General features: G+C 62.9%; 21 protein-coding genes. 11 read left to right on the forward strand and 10 right to left on the reverse strand.

Annotated elements, in window-relative coordinates; translation table 11 throughout:
- Window positions 1-11 precede the first annotated feature (11 nt).
- The 5 genes from IB267_RS29870 to ccmA form a co-directional block, all read right to left on the reverse strand.
- A complete protein-coding gene (locus tag IB267_RS29870; protein ID WP_192451034.1) occupies window positions 12-620 on the reverse strand; it encodes a DsbE family thiol:disulfide interchange protein in 609 nt (202 codons plus the stop codon).
- On the reverse strand, window positions 617-793 hold the full coding sequence (ccmD, locus tag IB267_RS29875; protein WP_192451035.1) for a heme exporter protein CcmD: 177 nt from the start codon (window positions 791-793) through the stop codon (window positions 617-619). The genes IB267_RS29870 and ccmD overlap by 4 nt, the downstream gene beginning before the upstream one ends.
- Window positions 790-1,560, reverse strand: coding sequence for a heme ABC transporter permease (locus IB267_RS29880; protein WP_192451036.1), 771 nt, complete (start codon window positions 1,558-1,560; stop codon window positions 790-792). The genes ccmD and IB267_RS29880 overlap by 4 nt, the downstream gene beginning before the upstream one ends.
- A 164-nt stretch (window positions 1,561-1,724) precedes the next feature.
- Window positions 1,725-2,384 (reverse strand): heme exporter protein CcmB, encoded by a 660-nt coding sequence (gene ccmB / locus IB267_RS29885; protein ID WP_192451037.1) that lies wholly within the window; start codon window positions 2,382-2,384, stop codon window positions 1,725-1,727.
- A gap of 63 nt (window positions 2,385-2,447) precedes the next feature.
- Entirely contained in the window at window positions 2,448-3,098 is a 651-nt protein-coding gene (gene ccmA, locus IB267_RS29890; protein WP_192451038.1) for a heme ABC exporter ATP-binding protein CcmA, read from the reverse strand.
- On the opposite strand from ccmA, the gene IB267_RS29895 reads away from it, so the two are divergent.
- From IB267_RS29895 to IB267_RS29910, 4 genes are all read left to right on the forward strand, one after another.
- On the forward strand, window positions 3,097-3,252 hold the full coding sequence (locus IB267_RS29895) for a hypothetical protein (RefSeq protein WP_192451039.1): 156 nt from the start codon (window positions 3,097-3,099) through the stop codon (window positions 3,250-3,252). The genes ccmA and IB267_RS29895 overlap by 2 nt on opposite strands.
- Window positions 3,253-3,367: 115 nt before the next feature.
- Entirely contained in the window at window positions 3,368-6,058 is a 2,691-nt protein-coding gene (gene acnA / locus IB267_RS29900) for an aconitate hydratase AcnA (RefSeq protein ID WP_192451040.1), read from the forward strand.
- Window positions 6,059-6,263: 205 nt separating this feature from the next.
- Complete coding sequence (locus tag IB267_RS29905) at window positions 6,264-7,037, forward strand: thioredoxin family protein (protein ID WP_192451041.1); 774 nt, start codon at window positions 6,264-6,266, stop codon at window positions 7,035-7,037.
- A 314-nt stretch (window positions 7,038-7,351) separates the two neighbouring features.
- Entirely contained in the window at window positions 7,352-7,756 is a 405-nt protein-coding gene (locus tag IB267_RS29910) for a DUF2794 domain-containing protein (RefSeq protein WP_034802844.1), read from the forward strand.
- Window positions 7,757-7,872: 116 nt separating this feature from the next.
- Here IB267_RS29910 and IB267_RS29915 read toward each other — a convergent pair whose 3' ends face one another.
- From IB267_RS29915 to IB267_RS29930, 4 genes are all read right to left on the reverse strand, one after another.
- Entirely contained in the window at window positions 7,873-8,427 is a 555-nt protein-coding gene (locus tag IB267_RS29915) for a GNAT family N-acetyltransferase (RefSeq protein ID WP_192451042.1), read from the reverse strand.
- Window positions 8,428-8,549: 122 nt separating this feature from the next.
- Window positions 8,550-9,296 (reverse strand): Bax inhibitor-1/YccA family protein, encoded by a 747-nt coding sequence (locus IB267_RS29920; RefSeq protein WP_192451043.1) that lies wholly within the window; start codon window positions 9,294-9,296, stop codon window positions 8,550-8,552.
- A gap of 221 nt (window positions 9,297-9,517) precedes the next feature.
- The gene (locus IB267_RS29925; RefSeq protein WP_192451044.1) at window positions 9,518-12,070 is read right to left on the reverse strand and encodes an ABC transporter permease; all 2,553 of its coding nucleotides are present in this window, start codon (window positions 12,068-12,070) and stop codon (window positions 9,518-9,520) included.
- Entirely contained in the window at window positions 12,067-12,792 is a 726-nt protein-coding gene (locus tag IB267_RS29930; RefSeq protein ID WP_192451045.1) for an ABC transporter ATP-binding protein, read from the reverse strand. Before IB267_RS29930 ends, IB267_RS29925 begins: the two co-directional genes overlap by 4 nt.
- A 66-nt stretch (window positions 12,793-12,858) precedes the next feature.
- Here IB267_RS29930 and IB267_RS29935 point away from each other — a divergent pair, with 66 nt between their 5' ends.
- Together IB267_RS29935 and thpR are read left to right on the forward strand one after the other, a co-directional pair.
- Window positions 12,859-13,500 (forward strand): arylesterase, encoded by a 642-nt coding sequence (locus IB267_RS29935; protein ID WP_051659632.1) that lies wholly within the window; start codon window positions 12,859-12,861, stop codon window positions 13,498-13,500.
- A gap of 114 nt (window positions 13,501-13,614) precedes the next feature.
- Window positions 13,615-14,205, forward strand: coding sequence for an RNA 2',3'-cyclic phosphodiesterase (thpR, locus tag IB267_RS29940; RefSeq protein ID WP_043622298.1), 591 nt, complete (start codon window positions 13,615-13,617; stop codon window positions 14,203-14,205).
- Here the strand turns inward: thpR and IB267_RS29945 are convergent.
- Window positions 14,142-14,618 (reverse strand): low molecular weight protein-tyrosine-phosphatase, encoded by a 477-nt coding sequence (locus tag IB267_RS29945; protein ID WP_192451046.1) that lies wholly within the window; start codon window positions 14,616-14,618, stop codon window positions 14,142-14,144. The two genes, thpR and IB267_RS29945, sit on opposite strands and share 64 nt — an antisense overlap.
- An 85-nt stretch (window positions 14,619-14,703) precedes the next feature.
- Between IB267_RS29945 and IB267_RS29950 the strand changes: the two genes are divergently transcribed.
- The 5 genes from IB267_RS29950 to IB267_RS29970 all read left to right on the forward strand — a co-directional run bounded on the left by IB267_RS29950 (window position 14,704) and on the right by IB267_RS29970 (window position 18,915).
- Complete coding sequence (locus IB267_RS29950; RefSeq protein ID WP_043622291.1) at window positions 14,704-15,021, forward strand: 4a-hydroxytetrahydrobiopterin dehydratase; 318 nt, start codon at window positions 14,704-14,706, stop codon at window positions 15,019-15,021.
- Window positions 15,022-15,070: 49 nt separating this feature from the next.
- On the forward strand, window positions 15,071-15,448 hold the full coding sequence (locus IB267_RS29955) for a YkvA family protein (protein WP_192451047.1): 378 nt from the start codon (window positions 15,071-15,073) through the stop codon (window positions 15,446-15,448).
- Between the two features lie 399 nt (window positions 15,449-15,847).
- Window positions 15,848-16,351, forward strand: coding sequence for an invasion associated locus B family protein (locus IB267_RS29960; RefSeq protein WP_192451048.1), 504 nt, complete (start codon window positions 15,848-15,850; stop codon window positions 16,349-16,351).
- 234 nt (window positions 16,352-16,585) lie between these two features.
- Window positions 16,586-17,821, forward strand: coding sequence for a 23S rRNA (adenine(2503)-C(2))-methyltransferase RlmN (rlmN, locus tag IB267_RS29965; protein ID WP_192451049.1), 1,236 nt, complete (start codon window positions 16,586-16,588; stop codon window positions 17,819-17,821).
- A 140-nt stretch (window positions 17,822-17,961) separates the two neighbouring features.
- Entirely contained in the window at window positions 17,962-18,915 is a 954-nt protein-coding gene (locus tag IB267_RS29970; RefSeq protein WP_192451050.1) for an ABC transporter substrate-binding protein, read from the forward strand.
- The last annotated feature ends 69 nt before the right edge of the window (window positions 18,916-18,984 follow it).

An 18,984-nucleotide genomic window follows, 5' to 3' on the forward strand; every position in this document is an offset into this window, starting at 1 on the left:
GCCGGGAGCGGTTACGAACCCGCAGTCGCCTTCTCGATCGCCGGCAGCAGACCGGTTTTCACGCTATTTTCGTCGAACGGGCCGACGCGCTTGTAGAGGATCGTGCCGTCAGCGCCGACGAGATAGGACTCCGGAATACCGTAGACGCCCCAGTCGATCGCCGCCTTGCCGCGCGGATCGACGCCGATGGCTGAGAAGGGATTGCCGAGCTCACCGAGGAACCTGAGCGCGTTTTCGTTCTGGTCCTTGTAGTTGATGCCGACAACGGTCAGCCGCGGATCCTTCGACAGTTCCAGGATAAAGGGATGCTCCTGCCGGCACGGCACGCACCAGGAGGCCCAGACGTTGACGAGCGTCAGCTTGCCCTTGATCGCCGCATCGGTCAAAGCCGGCATCGGCTGGCCGTCACGGGTGGCGCCCTCGAGCACCGGCATGTCGAGCTTCGGGGCCTTGGTGCCGATCAGCGCCGAGGGGATTTCGCTCACGTCCTTGCCGGAGTTGAGCTGGCTCCAGAAGATCGCTGCAAGCCCGGCGAAGATGATCAGCGGCAACGCCGCCAGCACGAAGCGCATCGGCCCGGGCTTGCGCTCCTCACCGCGCGGAGGGGGGATGTTTCTCATGGCGTTTCTCCCGGGCCCTGACCGGCCGAGCGTCGGCGAATGCCGGAAGCCTCGAGTTCAGCCAGTTCGCGACGGCGGGCGCGACCGTCGAGGACAACCCAGGCGATCAGCCCGAGCACCGTCAGCGTCGCAATCCCGTAGCTCGTAAAGACGTAGGCGGCGTGGCTCATCATTTCGTGCGGGCTCCCCGGCCGGCGGCACGCGCGGCAAGCCGCCTCAGCGCGGTCACACGCCGACGCAGGATCTCGTTGCGCATGGCGGCGATGTGCAGCGTGAAGAACAGCAGCGTAAATGCGATCGCCATCACGATCAGCGGCCGCAGGAACTCCGGATCGATCGTCGGCCCGTCGAGCCGCATGACGCTCGCCGGCTGGTGCAGCGTGTTCCACCATTCGACCGAGAACTTGATGATCGGGATGTTGACGAAGCCGACCAGGACCAGAATGGCCGAAACCTTGGAAGAGCGGGCCGGATCGTCGATGGCGCGGTTGAGCGCCATCAGCCCGAGATACATGAGAAACAGCACGAAGACCGAGGTCAGCCGCGCGTCCCAGACCCACCAGGTGCCCCACATCGGCTTGCCCCAGAGCGAGCCGGTGACGAGCGCCAGGAAGGTGAAACAGGCACCGATCGGCGCTGCAGCGCGCGATGAGACGTCGGCAAGCGGATGGCGCCAGACGAGCGTACCAAGGGCGGCGAGCGCCATCACCGAATAACACATCATCGACAGCCAGGCGGCCGGCACGTGCACATACATGATGCGCACCGTCTCGCCCTGCTGGTAGTCGCCTTCCGTCGTGAAGGAAAGCCAGAGGCCGGCAACGAAGAACAGCGCCGTCAGCCCGGCGAGCCAGGGCAGCAGACGGTCGGCCAGCGCCAGGAACCGCGTCGGGTTGGCGAGATCGCTGAATTTGCGGATGGCCAGGCTGTTTTCGCTCATGTTGGCTCTTTAACGCTTAAGGCGCCCGGCTGCAATTGATCCGCGTCAATCGCCCGATCACGATCGAGTTGGAGCGCGGACCATAAATGTGTTCGATCTGAACAGTTTAGCGCCAAATCCATGGGAACGCCGCAAACACTTTCGCCCGTTCTGGCGCGATTGCGTCAATCGGACGCGTGCCGAAGGGCGGCAGCGGCGGCGACCGGGCCGATGACGGCGAAGAACAGGGTGATCGCCGCAAGGATCATCAAGGGCGGCAGGAACGGCGCCGGATCCTCGATCGCCGCATAGACGGCGCTGACGCCGAAGATCAGCACCGGGATCGCCAGCGGCAGCACCAGGATCGATACCAGCAGGCCCCCACGGGGCAGCGACACGGCAACGGCCGCACCCACTGCGCCGATGAAGGTGATCGCCGGCGTGCCGATCAGAAGCGTCAGCATGGTGGCGCCGATGGCGATCTCGCTCATGTTCATGAAGAGCCCGAGCAGTGGCGAGGCAATCACCAGCGGCAGGCCGGTCGCCGCCCAATGGGCCGCGCATTTGACGAAGACGGTGGCAAGCAGCGGCGTTTCCTGCATCAGCATCAGGTCGAGCGAGCCATCGTCGCGCTCGGCCTGGAACAGCCGGTCGAGTCCGAGCAGCGAGGCGAGCAGCGCCCCAATCCAGAGAATGGCGGGTCCGATGCGCGAAAGCAGGTTCAGGTCCGGACCGACGCCGAAGGGAATGACCGCCACCACCGTCATGAAAAAGAGCACGCCGATCATCGCCCCGCCGCCGGCGCGGATCGACAGCTTGAGATCGCGGAAGAAGAGCGCGATCATAGCGGCAGTGTCCGGCTGGGCACGGGCGCGTTTTCCGGCAATGGGCGTCCAGGCATCGCGTCCCTATGCATCATGCCAGTGGTCTCCCGCCAGATGCTCGAACCCCGTCATGTGCAGTTCCTTCGTGCGGTCGAGCCCGAGCGGCTGGTGGGTCGCCGCAATGACGATGCCGCCCTTGCCAAGATGCGCCTTCACCAGGTCGGCAAACAGCCGGTCGGCGCCGGCGTCAAGGGCTGCTGTCGGCTCGTCGAGGATCCAGATCGGCCGATAGGCAATGAGCAGCTTCGCCATCGCCATGCGCCGCTGCTGTCCGGCCGAGAGATAGCCGAAGGGCAGATGAGCGATATCCGGCAAGCCGACCGCTTCGACGGCCTCGGTGAGCGTCGCGCCCTTCCCCCCTGGTGAATCACCCATGAAGTCCCGCCAGAAGGAGAGATTTTCCGCGACGGTCAGTTCGCGCTTCATCGCGTTGCGGTGTCCGAGATAGTGGCTGATCTCGGATGGATGGGCTATTTCCGGGGGGGCATTCTCAAGTTTCAGATGCCCGCTTTCGGGCCTCAACAACCCCGCCAGAACCCGCAGCAAAGTCGACTTTCCCGACCCGTTCGGGCCTGTCACGACAAGGGCTTCGAAGGCGCCGAGAACAAAGGAAATATCGTTAAAAATCAGATCCTCACCGCGCTTCGCGCTCAACCCTTCAGCCATGAGGCGCATGAACTATCAGCTTCCTTCACTCTCTTTGTCGCAGGGCAAAAAAAGTCCCCTTTCGACCTTCGTTGCTCTGGCACGTTTTGGAGAAATTATCTATAAGGCGGCCAACACGCCAGCGGTCGGCGTGAATTTCATCCTAGCGCCGAACATGGAATGATTTTCCACGTACGGACAGCGGAAATGGCCGCACCCGCATCCCAATTCGCGCTTCACAGGCGCTCGGGCGTTCGTACGTCAGTTTTTGGCGATCAGACGGAACGGGGTATTATCCAGTGTCCAAGTCCCTAGATAGCTTCAATTGTCGCTCCACGCTCACCGTCAACGGTGTGGACTACGTCTATTACAGCCTGCCCAAGGCTGAGGCGAACGGTCTCGCCGGCGTATCCAAGCTTCCCTACTCGATGAAGGTTCTGCTCGAGAACCTGCTGCGCAACGAAGATGGCCGCTCCGTCACCAAGAAGGACATCGAGAACATTGCCGCCTGGCTCAACGACAAGGGCACGGCTGAAAACGAGATCGCCTACCGTCCGGCCCGCGTGCTGATGCAGGACTTCACCGGCGTTCCGGCAGTCGTCGACCTCGCAGCGATGCGCGATGCCATGGTCTCGCTCGGCGGCGACCCGGAGAAGATCAACCCGCTCGTTCCCGTCGACCTCGTCATCGACCACTCGGTCATCGTCGACGAATTCGGCACGCCGAACGCCTTTGCCCGCAACGTCGAGCTCGAATACGAGCGCAACGGCGAGCGCTACCGCTTCCTGAAGTGGGGCCAGCAGGCATTCAAGAACTTCCGCGTCGTGCCTCCGGGCACCGGCATCTGTCACCAGGTCAATCTGGAGTATCTGGGCCAGACCGTCTGGACCCGTGAAGAAGATGGCGAGATCACCGCCTACCCGGATACCTGCGTCGGCACCGACAGCCACACCACCATGATCAACGGTCTCGGCGTTCTCGGCTGGGGCGTCGGCGGTATCGAGGCGGAAGCCGCGATGCTCGGCCAGCCGGTCTCCATGCTTCTGCCCGAGGTCATCGGCTTCAAGCTGACCGGCAAGCTCAAGGAAGGCGTTACCGCGACCGACCTCGTGCTCATGGTCGTCCAGATGCTGCGCAAGAAGGGCGTTGTCTCGAAGTTCGTCGAATTCTTCGGCCCCGGCCTCGACAACATGACGCTCGCCGACCGCGCCACCATCGGCAACATGGGCCCGGAATACGGCGCGACCTGCGGCTTCTTCCCGGTCGACAGCGAAACCATCAACTACCTCACCATGTCCGGCCGCGAAGAGAGCCGCATCGCTCTCGTCGAAGCCTATTCCAAGGCGCAGGGCATGTGGCGCGACGGTGACGGTTCCGAGCTCGTCTTCACCGACACGCTCGAACTCGACCTCGGCGACGTCGTTCCGGCCATGGCTGGTCCTAAGCGTCCGGAAGGCCGCATCCCGCTCGAAAACATCGCCTCGGGCTTCGCCACCGCACTTGAAGGCGACTACAAGAAGCCGGGCCAGCTTTCGAACCGCTACGCCGTCGAAGGCACCGATTTCGATCTCGGCCATGGCGACGTTGCCATCGCTGCGATCACGTCGTGCACCAACACCTCCAACCCGTCGGTCCTGATCGCTGCCGGCCTTCTCGCCCGCAACGCGGTCGCCAAGGGCCTGAAGTCCAAGCCGTGGGTCAAGACCTCGCTCGCACCGGGATCGCAGGTCGTCGGCGAATACCTCGCCAAGTCCGGCCTGCAGAAGGACCTCGACGCGCTCGGCTTCAACCTCGTCGGCTTCGGCTGCACGACCTGCATCGGCAACTCCGGCCCACTGCCGGCGCCGATCTCGAAGACGATCAACGACAAGGGCCTGATCGCCGCCGGCGTTCTCTCGGGCAACCGTAACTTCGAAGGCCGTATCTCGCCGGACGTCCAGGCGAACTACCTCGCCTCGCCGCCGCTCGTCGTCGCCTACGCGCTTGCAGGTTCCGTCCAGAAGGACCTGACCAGCGAGCCGCTCGGCGAAGACAAGGACGGCAAGCCGGTCTTCCTCAAGGACATCTGGCCGACCTCCAAGGAAATCCAGGAGTTCATCTTCAAGTACGTCACCCGCGAACTCTACGCGACCAAGTACGCCGACGTGTTCAAGGGCGACGAAAACTGGCAGGCCGTTCAGGTTCCTCCGGGCCAGACCTACGCCTGGGACGATGGTTCGACCTACGTCCAGAACCCGCCCTACTTCGTCGGCATGGGCAAGTCCGGTTCGGGCATCTCCGACATCAAGGGCGCCCGCGTGCTTGGTCTCTTCGGCGACAAGATCACCACCGACCACATCTCGCCGGCCGGTTCGATCAAGGCTGCCTCGCCGGCTGGTGCCTACCTCATCGGTCATGGCGTCGGCGTTGCCGACTTCAACCAGTACGGTACGCGTCGTGGCAACCATGAGGTGATGATGCGCGGCACGTTTGCCAACATCCGCATCCGCAACCACATGCTCGGCCCGAACGGCAAGGAAGGTGGCTACACCATCCACTATCCGTCGAAGGAAGAGATGTCGATCTACGACGCCGCCATGCAGTACAAGGAAGAGGGCGTTCCGCTCGTCATCTTCGCCGGCGTCGAATACGGCAACGGCTCGTCGCGCGACTGGGCTGCCAAGGGCACCAACCTGCTCGGCGTCAAGGCCGTCATCGCGCAGTCCTTCGAGCGTATCCACCGCTCGAACCTCGTCGGTATGGGCGTCATTCCCTTCGTCTTCGAGGAAGGCACGACCTGGGAATCGCTGGGCCTCAAGGGCGATGAGATCGTCACCATCGAAAACCTCGCCAACGTACAGCCGCGCGAAAAGCGCGTTGCAAAGGTCACCTATGGCGACGGCAGCGTGAAGGACGTGCCGCTGGTCTGCCGTATCGATACGCTCGATGAAGTGACCTACGTCAACAACGGCGGCATCCTGCAGACGGTTCTGCGCGACCTCGCCGCTTAATCGCGCGAGCGCAGACAAGGCTCTGGAGCCGGGACGCCGACAGGCGCCCCGGCTCTTTCTTTGAGGTGCAACTGCCGCGATCCGGCTGCTGGATCGCACTCACTTGCCACCTCACTCCAACGTGACTTCCCGTTGATGCAGGGGCGTCGTATGTAGTGAACTCCCCCACAAGGAGTAGGCCGACGGCCGGTAACGAAGTGACGCCATGACATCCGCAGACCGTTCTTTCATTCGTCCTGTTGCGCTGGCTCTCGGGCTGCTCGCAGCCGCCACTACCCCCGTCGGGGCGCAGGAGAAACAGGCGGTCAAGGGCGTTGTCGAACTGTTCACCAGCCAGGGCTGCTCGTCCTGTCCGCCGGCGGATGCGGCGCTGAAGTCGCTGGTCGACGAAGGCGATGTGGTGGCGCTCGCCTATCACGTCGACTACTGGAACTATCTCGGCTGGGCCGACACGCTGGCATCGAAGGAAAACACCGAGCGGCAATATGCCTATGCGCGCATGCTCGGTCGCAACGGCGTCTACACGCCGCAGGCGATCCTGAATGGCCGCGACCATTTGAACGGCGGCAACCTGCAGGCAATCAAGACGCGGCTGGAAACGATGAAGGCGGAAGGCAAGGGGCTTGCCGTTCCCGTCGACGCCAAGATCCTTGGTGAAGAAATCCAGATCACCGTCGGCAGCGGTATCGGCAAGGCCAATGTCGTCGTCGTCTATTTCGATCGCGCCAAGATCGTGAAGATGGAAAAGGGGGAAAACAGCGGCAAGGAAGTCCCCTATTGGCATGCGGTGCGTGACATTCAGACGATCGGCATGTGGGACGGCCAGCCTGCGACCTTCACGCTGCCGGCGACGGTGCTGACCGAGCGCCCCGGAAACAGCGGCTGCGCGATCCTGCTGCAATCGATGAAGGACAAGGAAACGCCGGGCGCCATCATCGGCGCTGCGGCCGTGCTCGCCGGCCCTCAGGGCAAATTGTAGGGACGGCGAAGCGCAAGGGGTTGGTTCGGCCCGGCAGCATCGAGGGGCTGGGGCTGAGGGTTCGAAGTTACCGGACCGAACCGGCCATAACTGCGTTCGGTGAACTCCCGCAGCATGACGATCTGACCGGACATACGGTGGCAACGACTCTGTCCGTCAGCGCCCGCGAGTTTTGCGATGAATTGGGGCGCCGGTTTGACTGAAATGGGGCAGAGGCAAGAAATGACCTCACCGTCCCATGGCTTCCGGCTTGCTTTTCGGCTCGTGTCAGGCACACTGTAATCGTTCTGTCACAACAGAAGGCCGGATTGCCGATGACCGATGAGCCGGATTTGCCGCAAGGCGAGGCGCGCCATCAGCGCGAGACCACTTCCGAAGTGGTCGTCGATCTTCACGAATACAAGAACGCCAAGAACGCTCCCCCCATCACTTTCCATCGCCGCGAACTGGACCAGATCCTGTGGGTCTACGGCCGCATGGTCGGCGAAGGCGAGTGGCGGGACTACGCCATCGACCACTTGAGGGACCGCGCGGTCTTCTCGGTGTTCAAGCGTTCGGGCGAAATGCCGCTCTACCGGATCGAGAAGAACCCGAAACTGGCCGCGAAACAGGGCGCCTATAGCGTGCTGAACATTCACGGCACGATCCTGAAACGCGGCCACGAGCTCGCCCAGGTGCTCAAGGTGTTCGACAAGGTGCTGAGGCTGGTGGAAACCTGACCACCCGGGAAAGGGTGCCATCAGGACGCACGCCGACGTCACAGGTGGAAACGGCCCGATTTGGCTACCGCGCTGCGAGCGCACTTCGCCGACCGAGACCCTTCAGCAAGCGACGATCACTGGTAGAGCGTGTCCGGATAGACGTCTTCCGGCGGGTCGGTCGCCTGTCCCTCGCCAAGCGCGAGTTGCATGATCGTCGTGTCGAGCCAGCGGCCGTGCTTGAAGCCGGTCGCTTTCATCGTGCCCTGCAGTTCGAAGCCGAGCGACCGATGTACGGCGATCGAGGCTGGATGGGCACCACCGATCACCGCGACCATCTGGCGGAAGCCGAGCTCCGTGCAACGCCGGACGAGTTCGACCAGCAGCGCCTTGCCGGCGCCCTTGCCGCGGGCTTCCGGCGCCAGGTAGATGGAATCCTCGACCAGGAAACGATAGGCCGTGCGCGTGCGGAAACCGGATGCGTAGGCATAGCCTATGATCGTCCCGCCCTCGTCTACCGCGACCATATAAGGGTAGCCGTTGCCGATGATCGTTTCGAACCGGGCCCGCATCTCCTTTTCGGATGGCGGGTTGATCTCGTAGGTCGCAACGCCGTGCAACACGGATTCGCGATAGATCTCGGTGATGACGGGAAGATCGGCCAGGGTGGCGTCGCGCAGGGTCAGGGACATGGCTTTAGACTTGATCCCAAGGTTTCGTCGTCCTTTCACTCCCACGGAGCCCGGACGCTTTCAAGCTGCTTCAAGAAACAAAAAAGGCGGCCGAAGCCGCCTTTTCCGTCTGCTGTTCAGACTTAGTTGTTCCGGTTGCCCATGAACTGGAGCAGGAACATGAACAGGTTGATGAAGTCGAGGTAGAGCGTCAGCGCGCCCATGATCGCCTTGCGGCCGGCAACGGTGCTGTCATCGGCTTCAAAGTACATTTCCTTGATCTTCTGCGTGTCGTAGGCGGTGAGGCCTGCGAAGATCAGCACGCCGATCACGCTGATCGCGAAGGCGAGCGCCGAAGAGCCGAGGAAGATGTTGACGATAGACGCGATGATGACGCCGAACAGACCCATAATCAGGAACGAACCCATGCCGGACAGGTCCTTCTTCGTGGTGTAGCCGTAAAGCGACAGGGCGCCGAACGAAGCGGCGGTCACGAAGAACGTCTGAACGATGCTCTGGCCGGTGTAGATCACGAAGATCGACGACAGCGACAGGCCCATCAGGGCGGCATAGATCCAGAACGTCGTCTGCGCGGCAGAAACGCTCATGCTATTGATGCGGAAGCTCATGAAGAACACGAGTCCCAGCGGCGCCAGCATCACCACCCACTTCAGCGGGCTCGTGTAGATCGCAGCACCGAAGGCAGTCAGCTGGCCATCCGAAAACGCCATCTGAAAGGCCAGGTAGGCCGCGACGCCAGTGATCGCCAGACCAAGCGCCATCAGGTTGTAGACCTTCAGCATGTATGCGCGAAGGCCTTCGTCAATCACGGCACCCGCCTGAGCGCCGGCGGGCGACATTCGGGTTTGGTAATTTCTCAGATCAGCCATTGTTTCCTCATTCAAGCTCCGGTGGATGTTACGGTGTCGGGCGGCGAGTATCGCCCTGGAAGATGAGCTTCCACGCCCAGGCGCCGCTGCGGAGCTCCAGCATGCCTGTGGACAAATATGATGCCGAAACCCGCTGCACACAAGACCCGGCACTCCCGGATTCCGTTTCACCGGACCGATTCAGTCCGGTGCAATAGGGATTTACGGTTAACTCGGCCCGGTCAAAGTTCGCGCAGGACCGGCGCCGCCTTCTGCCCGAGAATGCGCCATGTACCGGCAAGTCCGATGCCGACCGTCATCACCAGCGCCGCCACAACCGTCACGATCGCCACGTCGGGCAGGAAGCTCGATGGCAGCGTCATGATGCGGCTGACGACGAACCAGGCGGCGATACCGCCGGCAAACAGCGCAAAAACGGCGGTTGCAAGACCGAGGATCGCGTATTCGTAGCTGAACGCCTTGATGAGCGTCACCCGCGTTGCCCCCAGCGTCTTCAGAACGACCGCGTCATGGACGCGCGCCCGGTTGCCGGCAGCAAGCGCGCCGGCCAGTACCAGCACGGAAGCGACCAGCGCCACGGCGGCCGCCGCCCGGATCGCCGTTGCCAGCTGCCCGAGCAGACCATTCACAATGTCGAGAGCGTCCTTCACCCGCACGCTGGTGATCGTCGGATAGGCATTGGTGACGGCCTTCAGAACCGCCGCCTCCTCTTCCGGCGTCGCCGACGGATCGATCACCGTCGCCAGCCAGGCATGCGGTGCGCCGGCAAAGGTATTCGGCGAGAACACCATGACGAAGTTGATCGACAGCGATTCCCACTCGACATTGCGGAAGTTGGCAATCTTGGCGGTGATGTTGCGGCCGAGCACGTTGACCGTGACCGTATCGCCGATCTTCAGGCCGAGTTCGCCGGCCTCCTCGGACGAAAAGGAAACCAGGGGTTCGCCGCTGTAGTCGGCCGGCCACCAGGTGCCCTCGGACAGCGTCGAGTTCTCCGGCTTGTTCTTGGCGTACGTGATGCCTCGGTCGCCGCGCAGCACCCATTGGCCTGCGGGCGGCACGTTGCGGCCGTTCACGTCCTCGCCGTTGAAGGCGGTGATGCGGCCGCGCAGCATCGGCACCTCGATGACCTTGCCCCTCGGGATCGCCTGGTTCAGCACCGAGCGGAAACCTTCGATCTCGCTGCCCTGGATATCGACGAAGAAGAAGTTCGGCGCGCGCTCCGCCATGCTTCCGGTGAGTTCGCGGCGCAGATTGCCGTCGATCAGCGCCAGCGTCACGAGCAGCGCAAGCCCGAGGCCGAGCGACAGCACCACCGAGGAGGTCAGCGCACCCGGACGGTGAATGTTGCCGATCGCCAGCCTGAGAGCCGGCGAATTGACCCGCGGGCTGCGGCGCGCCAGCCAGGCGATCGCAAGAGCAACGGCCCTGAGCACGATGAAGGCGAAGGCGATTGCGCCGAGGAAGACGAGCGAGATGTAGCGGTCGTAGGCCGTAAAGATCGCCAGGCCCGCAAGCGCGGCCAGACACGCGACGGCACCGAGCAGATAGGGCCATGCCGGAAAGCCCGAGGGATCGAAGCCCTGCTGGCGGAAGAGCGCCGTCGCCGGAATGGCGCGCGCCCGGCCGAGCGGCAGGATGGCGAAGGTCAGCGCCGTCAGCACACCGAACAGAGCGGCAAGCCCAAGCGCGCCCGGATAGAGATGGAAAGCGGTCGAAATCGGCAGCAGGTCGGCCAGGAATTGCGCTGCGACAAAGGGGATCAGAGCCCCGAGCACGAGCCCGATGACGATGCCGATCAGCGCGATCATCAGGATCTGTGCGAGATAGATCATCGCCACCAAGGCGGCAGGCGCGCCCAGGCATTTGAAGGTCGCGATCACGCTGCGTTTGGCATCGAGATAGGCGCGCACCGCATTGGCGACGCCGACGCCGCCGACGATCAGCGCCGTCAGGCCGACAAGCGTCAGGAACTGCGAGAAGCGGGTGATGTTGGCCGTCAGCGCCGGTGCTGCGTTGCCGCTGGTGCGGATCGACCAGCCGGCGGCCGGCTGGCTTTTCTCCGCCTCGGTGCGAACGGTGGCGACCCCTGCCGGGTCGGCAAGCTTCACCTTGTATGTGTGCTCAACGAGGCTTCCGGTCTGCACCAGTCCCGTCGCCGCCAGGGCTTCTTCTGAAACCATCATGCGCGGCGCGAAGCCAAAACCGTCGGAAAGCGCGTCGGGCTCGCGCGTGATCGTGCCGGCGATCCGGACACGGGCGTTGCCGAGAAGGATTTCGTCTCCGACCTTGACGTCCAGGCGGTCGAGCAGCAGAGGCGCCACGACCGCACCGAAGACGTCGCCGTCGCGGGCGATGAGGTCGGGTAGCGGCCGGTCGGGTGCGCTTTCCAGCGTGCCGTAGAGCGGATAGGCCGCATCGACGGCCTTCAGTTCCACCAGGGCCTGGTTGGAGCCATCCGGCAACCGCGCCATCGATCTGAGGCCAGCGGAAACCGCAACGGTTCCAAGGCCATCGAGATAAGCGCGCTCTTCGGCCGTTGCGACACGATTGTTGAGCTCGAAGCGGATATCGCCGGCGAGCAGTTCCTGCCCTTGCGAGGCGATCGTCGCGGTGATCGATTGCGATAGCGAGTTGACGCCGGCAATCGCCGCGGTCCCGAGCGCAATACAGGCGAGGAAGATGTAGAAGCCCTTGAGCCCGCCGCGCATTTCACGCAGCGCCAGCCTGAGGGCAAGCAGCGGCCTCAGCCGTACCGAAGGCGCGCCGATCATGCGGAGGCCGCCTGCTGGACCGGCGCCACCGCCACGGGGTCCGCCGCGCCGCTGGCAACGATCTCGCCCGAGCGCACCCGCACCTGCCGCGCGCAACGGTCGGCAAGGGCGGCGTCATGGGTCACGAGCACAAGTGTCATGCCACGGTCACGCTGTTCGGCGAAAAGCAGATCGGCGATCTGCCGTCCGGTTTCGGCGTCGAGGTTACCGGTCGGTTCGTCGGCGATCAGAAGCTTCGGCGAGGGCGCAAGCGCCCGTGCGATCGCAACGCGCTGCTGCTCGCCGCCCGAGAGCTGGCCCGGATAGTGGCTGAGCCGCTCGCCGAGGCCGACGGCGACAAGCTCCTTGCGCGCAATCTCGAAGGCGTCCGGAACGTTGGCAAGCTCAAGCGGCACGGCGACGTTTTCGAGCGCCGTCATGTTGGGAATGAGGTGGAAGGACTGGAAGACGATGCCGATGTTGCGTCCGCGAAAGTCCGCGACCCGGTCCTCGTCGAGCCGGTGCAGCGGCGTGCCGTCGATAACGATCTCGCCGCGATCCAGCCGCTCGAGCCCGGCAAGCACCATCAGCAAAGTCGACTTGCCCGAACCGGACGGGCCGACGATGCCGACGGATTCCCCGGCATCAATCGTCAGGCTCATGCCTTTCAGCACATGCACCGAGGCGGCCGCCTCGCCCAGCGTCAGATCCGCGTTTTTAAGTTCGATGATGGTGCTGGCCAAGCGAAACAACCCTATATGAAACGAAGTGGGGAACAGAAACGGCATTCGGGATTTAGGAAAAGGCCCATGGCATTAAAAGGATTTCAACGGGTTTTCTTGGCACTGATGATGACATTTGCGTTATCATGCACCGCACGCGCCGAGACGATCAGCCTCATCGGGTTCGGCGACAGCCTGATGGCGGGTTATCAGCTCCCGCCGGAGGACGCCTTCCCGGCCCGGCTCGAAAAGGCGCTGAAGGAAAAGGGCTTCGACGTGACGATCGCGAACGCCGGCGTTTCCGGCGACACGAGTTCCGGCGGTCTTGCCCGCATCGACTGGTCGGTGCCGGATGGCACCAAGGGCGTGATCCTCGAGCTTGGCGCCAACGACGCGCTGCGCGGCATCGCGCCTGAAGAGACCCGCAAGAACATCGAGGCGATGATCACCCGGCTGAAGGACCGCGGCATCGCCGTGCTGCTCGCCGGCATGATGGCGCCGCCGAACATGGGCGCCGACTACGCCGCCCGCTTCAACCCGATCTATCCGGAACTCGCCAAAAAATATGGGCTGGAACTCTATCCGTTCTTTCTCGACGGCGTGGTGACGGAGGCCAAGCTCAAGCTCGAAGACGGCATGCATCCCAATGGAGACGGCGTCGGCGTCATGGTCGAGAAGGCCCTGCCCGTCGTCGAGCGGTTTCTGGCAACGCTGAACAAGACGGAGTGATGACATCGTCCACAGTTAAGGCAACGTTAATATTCTGAAGCGTCAAATACCAGTTGCGTGCAGATGCGATGCGTGATTCGCTAAGACATCTGCAAGAGATTCGGGGAGCTCGCCATGCCGAGACTATTCACCGCCCTCGAAATTCCGCGCAATGCTGCAATGAGTCTTTCATTGCTGCGCGGAGGTCTTCCCGGAGCTCGCTGGATCGATGTGGAGAACTACCACATCACACTGCGCTTCATCGGTGACGTCGATTGGCGCACCGCCGACGAGATCATCGACAAGCTCGATCGCATCGAACGTCCCGAATTCCAGCTGCAACTGACCGGCACCGGCGCCTTCGGCTCGAAGAAGCCGCATTCGGTCTGGGCCGGCGTCACCAATCATCCGGAAATGTATGCGCTGCAGGCCGAAATCGAGCGCATCTGCCAGAGGCTCGGACTGGGGCCTGACCCGCGCAAGTTCACCCCGCACGTGACGCTCGCCCGGCTGCGCTCCAGCCGTGTCGAAGACGTGGTCGAGTACCTCTCCGGGCGCGGCAACTTCATGACCTCGCTCTTCAACGTTTCCCGCTTCGTGCTGCTCTCGTCGCGGGATTCGGTCGGCGGCGGCCCCTACCTGACGGAAGAGGTCTTCCCGCTTCACGAGGTGCGTTCGCCGAACCTTTCGAGTAACGACGAACATCCGGCCTCAAGCATCTGGTAAAGCGCCTCGAAGGCTTCCGGCCCGTCGTAGTAGGGATCCGGCACGTCCCGGCTCTCGCCTGACGCATAGTCGAGGAAGAGATGCGCCTTGTGCGCCGTGCCCGCAGGCGCGAGCCTTTTCAGCGTGCGGACATTGTTCTCGTCCATGCCGAGGATGAGGTCGAAATCCCTGAAATCTGCCGCCGCCACCTGGCGTCCGCGCAGCGTGGAAATATCGATGCCGTGACGCCTTGCCGCCTGGATTGATCGCCGGTCCGGCGGATCGCCGATATGCCAGGCGCCGGTTCCCGCCGAATCGACCTCCAACGCGAACGCCAATCCCTTTTGCTCCGCCAAGGCGCGCAACACGCCCTCGGCAAGCGGCGACCGGCAGATGTTGCCGAGACAAACGAAAAGAACTCTGACCGGTTTCATGCTATTCAGATTCGAAGGCTGGAGACAGTGGACGCTTATACGCGACAGCTCGGCCTTCGAACAGGCGGATGGGAGGAAGAGAGCGATGGCAGCGGAGAAACTGGACGAGGCAGCGATTGCCGACAACCTGCACAAGATGGAAGGCTGGGTGCGGGCCGAAGACGGCAACTCGATCTGGAAGGCGTTCCGCTTCAAGAACTTCGTCGAAGCCTTCGGCTTCATGACGGAATGCGCGATCGTCGCCGAGAAGCTCAACCATCACCCGGAATGGTTCAACGTCTACAATCGCGTCGACGTGACGCTGACGACCCATGACGCCGGCGGATTGAGCGAACTCGACTTCAAGCTGGCTGCACGCATGGACAAGGCAGCGGCCGGCCGCATGCCCGATCATTTGAAATAGAACAGCCAATCCCCATATTGTGAAGCGCTGCAACAGCGGAAGCGGGACGATGGACGACATCAAGATCGGTGAAATTCTCTTGCCGGGCGAAGAATCCGAGCAGGAGCGGCGGGAAAAGCGCGTGAAGCGCCGCTTCTGGCCCACCTTTCGAAGGGCTGCCCGGCAGATCCCCTTCAGCCGCGACCTGGTCGCCGCCTACTACTGCGCCATCGATCCGAAGACGCCGACGCGGACCCGCGGCATCCTGCTTGCCGCCCTCGCATACTTCGTGCTGCCGATCGATATCATCCCCGACGTGCTGGCCGTCGTCGGCTTCTCCGACGACGTGGCCGTCTTGACCGCGGCCTTTGCTGCGATCAGCGGGCAGATCAAGGAAACGCACTATACCAAGGCCGACGAGACGCTGGCCGATACACCGGAGACCTGACGTCGGACGCACGGCTGTCCGGTTGTGGCGCCCCATTCCCGCCCAAAAGTCAAACTCTTGCCCAATTCTTTGTGGCATACACATGCAAATGACGCCGGCCGCGCGATTTGGCGCGGCTGACGTCAAAGATTGGCTTGGGGCAGGAAACCTTCCGGAACGGCATTCCGAGGCAAGGCGCATTCGGCATCGAACCCGGTTCGGCGAAGATGCGAAGCGGCGGTCGGAAAGCATTGCGCAACGGGGCAAACCGCGCCGTTTCGGGGCTAAAAGCCGAGGTTTTCGGCCATCGTTGACGGTTTGGTAACCTGAATTAAGTCAAAACAAATTCAAATGATGACTACGCGTCGCCCGTCTAACCTGTTTCGGGTGATCGAAGAGCAAGAAAAGCGGCAGGACCTCATGTTTGTAAGAAAGATCGCAACCGCAATCGCACTCGTTCTGGCGACCGCCAGCATGGCTGCCGCCCAGTCTCCGACGCGCATCCAGCAGTTCAACGCCTGGGGCGCCTATTCCTACAACGCCGGCGGCGGCAAGGTCTGCTACGTCCTCTCGGTTCCGAAGGAAAAGAGCCCGGCCGGCGTCGACCATGGCGACATCTTCTTCCTCGTTTCCCAGCGCCCCGGCCAGAACATCAGCTACGAACCGCAGGCGATGATGGGTTATCCGCTGCAGGAGAACTCCAAGGTCAACGTCGTCATCGACGGCCGCACCTTCGTGATGTTCACCAAGGGCAACTCCGCCTGGGTCGAAAACGCTGCCGAAGAGCCGGCGCTCGTCGCCGCGATGAAGAACGGCAAGGCCATGTCGGTCAACGCCAAGTCGCGCAAGGGAACGGCAACCTCCTACTCCTACTCGCTCTCGGGCATCTCCGCTGCGCTGAAGCAGATCGAGGCCTGCAAGTAATCACGGGACGACACGTCACACGCAAAGGGCCGGCTGCAAAGCCGGCCTTTTGCGTTCACGGACCCTGCCGCGTGACTCCGGGCCAAAACAATGCTAAAGCCCGGCCCAACTTGAGAGCCTCCGCGCCCCGATTGGCCGCTTTCGATGGCTCGACCGATTTCAATTCGCGCATCAGGACGATTTCCGGACCCGCTCTCCGGACGGCCTCACGCCGTATGACAGGACATCATGAGCATGGCAGCCACTGAAATTCTGAACCGGGTGGAAATCGCTGGGGCGACGCAGGTGCGCACGGCACCGCAGGCGGAAAAGCCGTCGCTGATCGGCCTGCTGCGCGAGGACATGGCTAAGGCGCTGGTCGAAAAGGGCGTGCCGGAGCGCCAGGTCAAGATGCGCGTCAGCCAGCTCTGGCATTGGCTCTATGTGCGCGGCGTCTCCGACTTCGACCATATGACGAACGTGTCGAAGGACATGCGCGAGATGCTGAAGCAGCATTTCACCATCGCGCGCCCCGAGATCGTCGAAGAGCAGATTTCCGGTGACGGCACCCGCAAGTGGCTGCTGCGCTTCCCGGCCCGCGGCGCCGGCCGTCCCGTCGAGATCGAGACCGTCTACATTCCCGAGGAAGGCCGCGGCACGCTCTGCATTTCGAGCCAGGTCGGCTGCACGCTCACCTGTTCCTTCTGTCATACTGGCACGCAGAAGCTGGTACGCAACCTGACGGCCGAGGAAATCCTCGCGCAGTTGCTGCTTGCCCGCGACCGGCTCGGCGATTTCCCCGAGCGCGATACGCCGCAGGGCGCAATCGTGCCGGCCGAAGGCCGCAAGATCACCAACATCGTGATGATGGGCATGGGTGAACCGCTCTACAATTTCGAGCACGTCAAGACCGCGCTTCTGATTGCCTCCGACGGCGAAGGCCTGTCGCTTTCCAAGCGCCGCATCACCCTTTCGACCTCCGGCATCGTGCCGGAGATCTACCGCACCGGCGAGGAAATCGGCGTCATGCTGGCGATCTCGCTCCATGCCGTGCGCGACGACCTGCGCGACATGCTGGTGCCGATCAATAAGAAGTATCCGCTGAAGGAGCTGATGGACGCCTGCCGCGCCTATCCGGGACTTTCCAACGCTCGTCGCATCACCTTCGAATATGTGATGCTGAAGGACGTCAACGACAGCCTGGAAGACGCCAAGCAACTGGTGAAGCTGCTCAAGGGCGTGCCGGCGAAGATAAACCTCATCCCCTTCAACCCCTGGCCGGGCACCAACTATCAGTGTTCCGACTGGGAGCACATCGAGAAGTTCGCCGACTTCATCAACCAGGCCGGCTACGCTTCGCCGATCCGCACGCCCCGCGGCCGCGACATCCTCGCCGCCTGCGGCCAGTTGAAGTCGGAATCGGAACGCATGCGCAAGGTCGACCGCCTCGCCTTCGAGGCGATGATGATCGCCAACCACGGCGAAGATTGAGCCGTAGCGCCTGCTGGCGGTTCCTCCGCACTGCCATCACCCATCGATGAAGAACTTTGATGGGTGATGCAGATCCTATCGATTGATTTCATGTCCCCGGTTTCCTAAGAAAGCGGGAAATCAATTCAGGAGGACAACCCATGCGCTCACTTCTCATCGCCCTTGCCGCCACGGTGGCATTCACTCTGCCCGCCCGTGCCGATGAGGTGACCGTCGCCGTGACCGCGATCGTCGAGCATCCGGCGCTCGATGCCGCCCGCGACGGCGTGAAGGATGCGCTGGCCGCCGCCGGTTACAAGGAAGGCGAGAACCTCAAATTCCTCTACGAGTCGGCCCAGGGCAACCCGGCGACTGCTGCCCAGATCGCCCGTCAGTTCGCAGGCGAAGCCCCGAACGTGATCGTTCCGATCTCCACGCCGTCGGCACAGGCGGTCGTCTCCTCGACCCGTGATATCCCGGTCGTCTTCACAGCCGTGTCCGACCCGGTCGGCGCGCAGCTGGTCAAGGACATGGACAAGCCCGGCGGCAACGTCACCGGCCTCTCCGACATGTCGCCGGTTGCCGAGCACGTCGCCCTGATCAAGGAAATCCTGCCGAACGCCAAGTCGATCGGCTACCTCTACAATTCCGGCGAAGCCAACTCCGTTTCGCTGCTCGCGGTGCTGAAGACCGAAGCCGAAAAGGCGGGCCTGACCGTCGTCGAGTCCGCCGCGACCAAGTCGGCTGAAGTCCAGGGTGCTGCCCGCGCTCTCGTCGGCCGCGCCGATGCGATCTACGTACCGACCGACAACACGATCATCTCCGCGCTTGAAGGTGCCGTAGCCGTAGCCGAGGAAGCCAAGCTGCCGCTCTTCACCGCCGACACGGATTCCGTTGCCCGCGGCTCTCTCGCAGCCCTCGGCTTCAACTACTACGATGTCGGCAAGCAGACCGGCGAAATCGTCGTTCGCATCCTCAAGGGCGAAAACCCGGGTGATATCGGCGTCAAGGTTGCTGCGGGTTCCGACCTGGTGATCAACAAGAAGGCCGGCGAGAAAATGGGCGTCACCCTTCCGGAAAGTGTCGTAAAGCGCGCAACCCGCGTCGTTGAATAACGCTTTCGACCTTTTCAGGTTCAAGTTTGTTGCGTTTTGCCCGCCTCCGTTCCATACGGGGGCGGTTCG

It is taken from the genome of Ensifer sp. ENS09, assembly GCF_014852425.1.
In the GTDB taxonomy this organism is placed as follows: domain Bacteria; phylum Pseudomonadota; class Alphaproteobacteria; order Rhizobiales; family Rhizobiaceae; genus Ensifer.

What these genes read in the sequence shown, in the direction of transcription:
- IB267_RS29870 (WP_192451034.1), bottom strand. Translation starts at nt 620, where the DNA reads ATGAGAAACATCCCCCCTCCGCGCGGTGAGGAGCGCAAGCCCGGGCCG.
- ccmD (WP_192451035.1), bottom strand. Translation starts at nt 793, where the DNA reads ATGATGAGCCACGCCGCCTACGTCTTTACGAGCTACGGGATTGCGACG.
- IB267_RS29880 (WP_192451036.1), bottom strand. Translation starts at nt 1,560, where the DNA reads ATGAGCGAAAACAGCCTGGCCATCCGCAAATTCAGCGATCTCGCCAAC.
- ccmB (WP_192451037.1), bottom strand. Translation starts at nt 2,384, where the DNA reads ATGATCGCGCTCTTCTTCCGCGATCTCAAGCTGTCGATCCGCGCCGGC.
- IB267_RS29895 (WP_192451039.1), top strand. Translation starts at nt 3,097, where the DNA reads ATGAACTATCAGCTTCCTTCACTCTCTTTGTCGCAGGGCAAAAAAAGT.
- ccmA (WP_192451038.1), bottom strand. Translation starts at nt 3,098, where the DNA reads ATGCGCCTCATGGCTGAAGGGTTGAGCGCGAAGCGCGGTGAGGATCTG.
- IB267_RS29905 (WP_192451041.1), top strand. Translation starts at nt 6,264, where the DNA reads ATGACATCCGCAGACCGTTCTTTCATTCGTCCTGTTGCGCTGGCTCTC.
- IB267_RS29910 (WP_034802844.1), top strand. Translation starts at nt 7,352, where the DNA reads ATGACCGATGAGCCGGATTTGCCGCAAGGCGAGGCGCGCCATCAGCGC.
- IB267_RS29915 (WP_192451042.1), bottom strand. Translation starts at nt 8,427, where the DNA reads ATGTCCCTGACCCTGCGCGACGCCACCCTGGCCGATCTTCCCGTCATC.
- IB267_RS29920 (WP_192451043.1), bottom strand. Translation starts at nt 9,296, where the DNA reads ATGGCTGATCTGAGAAATTACCAAACCCGAATGTCGCCCGCCGGCGCT.
- IB267_RS29925 (WP_192451044.1), bottom strand. Translation starts at nt 12,070, where the DNA reads ATGATCGGCGCGCCTTCGGTACGGCTGAGGCCGCTGCTTGCCCTCAGG.
- IB267_RS29935 (WP_051659632.1), top strand. Translation starts at nt 12,859, where the DNA reads ATGGCATTAAAAGGATTTCAACGGGTTTTCTTGGCACTGATGATGACA.
- thpR (WP_043622298.1), top strand. Translation starts at nt 13,615, where the DNA reads ATGCCGAGACTATTCACCGCCCTCGAAATTCCGCGCAATGCTGCAATG.
- IB267_RS29945 (WP_192451046.1), bottom strand. Translation starts at nt 14,618, where the DNA reads ATGAAACCGGTCAGAGTTCTTTTCGTTTGTCTCGGCAACATCTGCCGG.
- IB267_RS29950 (WP_043622291.1), top strand. Translation starts at nt 14,704, where the DNA reads ATGGCAGCGGAGAAACTGGACGAGGCAGCGATTGCCGACAACCTGCAC.
- IB267_RS29955 (WP_192451047.1), top strand. Translation starts at nt 15,071, where the DNA reads ATGGACGACATCAAGATCGGTGAAATTCTCTTGCCGGGCGAAGAATCC.
- IB267_RS29960 (WP_192451048.1), top strand. Translation starts at nt 15,848, where the DNA reads ATGTTTGTAAGAAAGATCGCAACCGCAATCGCACTCGTTCTGGCGACC.
- rlmN (WP_192451049.1), top strand. Translation starts at nt 16,586, where the DNA reads ATGGCAGCCACTGAAATTCTGAACCGGGTGGAAATCGCTGGGGCGACG.
- IB267_RS29970 (WP_192451050.1), top strand. Translation starts at nt 17,962, where the DNA reads ATGCGCTCACTTCTCATCGCCCTTGCCGCCACGGTGGCATTCACTCTG.